The following is a 976-nucleotide window of genomic DNA, read 5'->3' as shown; positions in this document are numbered from 1 at the left end:
AGGATGAGACAGTCTATGCGGTATGGGCATCTGATATTGATGGTGATGATATACCGGACTATGAGGATGACAAGTATGACCTGACATATGACGCGAACGGCGGCCAGGGTGGACCGGGTACGGTAGAAGATGCCTACCTGAACACGCAGACAGTAACACTGGAAACAACCAACGTTCCGACGATGGAGAAAGCGAAGTTCTTAGGATGGAGCGAGACAAAGACTTCTATTTATAAGAACGCAGCACCGGAAGACGGCGTGCTGATCGAAAGTATTACATTCGGGGAAGCGGACGAGACCGTTTATGCGGTATGGGCATCCGATATTGACGGAGATGGCACACCGGACTACGACGAAGAGAAGTACGACCTGAACTACAATGTAAACGGCGGCCAGGGCGGACCGGTGAGTGTGCCGGATGCATACATCAACGGACAGACAGTAAGTCTGGATACAGCGAATGTCCCAACAAGGGATAAAGCGGTATTTGTTGGCTGGAGCGAAAGCCCGATTACAGATGTGCTGACAGAAGCACCGGCAGAGGGAACAGTCGTAGAAGAAGTGACCTTTGGCGAAGCAGACAAGACGGTTTACGCGGTATGGGCGCTGGATGAGGACGGAGATAAGACTCCGGACTATGGAGAGACCCAGTATACCCTGACGTATAACGGAAACGGAAATACGGGCGGAAGCGTACCGGCAGAAGAAGAGCACGTTGAGAATGCGGCAGTGACACTTGCGGATCAGGGAACACTTGTGAGAACTAATGCGACGTTCCTTGGCTGGAGCTTAACGCAGAATGGTCTGATCGAAAGCCAGGAAGCAAAAGAAGAGGCAGGAATCATCACGGAGCTGACAATGCCGGGCGAGGATGAGACAGTCTATGCGGTATGGGCATCTGATATTGATGGTGATGATATACCGGACTATGAGGATGACAAGTATGACCTGACATATGACGCGAACGGCGGCCAGGG

At 51.8% G+C, this 976-nt stretch carries 1 protein-coding gene; it reads left to right on the top strand.

Annotation, left to right across the window (positions count from 1 at the left end; translation table 11 throughout):
• Window positions 1–976 (top strand): InlB B-repeat-containing protein (locus B5F29_RS16190; protein ID WP_143449179.1); only part of this gene is annotated, 976 nt, incomplete at both ends.

The organism is Lachnoclostridium sp. An196, from assembly GCF_002160135.1.
GTDB classification, from domain to species: domain Bacteria; phylum Bacillota; class Clostridia; order Lachnospirales; family Lachnospiraceae; genus Hominiventricola; species Hominiventricola avistercoris.
This window is presented reverse-complemented; position numbering and strand designations above follow the sequence as displayed.